Genomic DNA, 379 nt, shown 5'->3' on the forward strand with positions numbered 1-379 from the left:
CATCGACCAGGCTTCAAGATAGGCCAGATCCGAGGTCAGCGCGCGCAGCGTGTTTTCACCCATGCCTTCATTGACCAAATGGCGCAGTGTCTCGACGTCCTCATCAGTCAGAACCTCGGCTAGCATGTCGCGCCGGTTCATCGGCAAAACGGCGGCGATTGTATCTAAAGTCTCGGTGCGTTTTTCAATCGAACCTGACGACGAGCTACTCATTTCGGCAGTCCGTTCTCGTCATATAGTTCATCGTGGTTCGAAGTCTGGTGCATGTTTGCAGGCCTTCCCTTAAGCGCCAGCGCCCAGACGACCGCGAACGGACACATAGGCGGCGAATACACCGATCTGGCAGTTCGTTATCTTGCCAGCCGAACCTGTATACTGA

Annotated in this window: 1 pseudogene; it reads right to left on the reverse strand. The window is 54.9% G+C overall.

From position 1 onward, the window contains the following. Nucleotides 1-213: pseudogene (locus HWD97_RS24295) on the reverse strand (integrase); the annotation flags it as partial. Nucleotides 214-379 lie beyond the last annotated feature (166 nt).

The sequence above is a fragment of the Ochrobactrum sp. C6C9 genome, from assembly GCF_022627935.1.
Lineage (GTDB): Bacteria > Pseudomonadota > Alphaproteobacteria > Rhizobiales > Rhizobiaceae > Brucella > Brucella teleogrylli.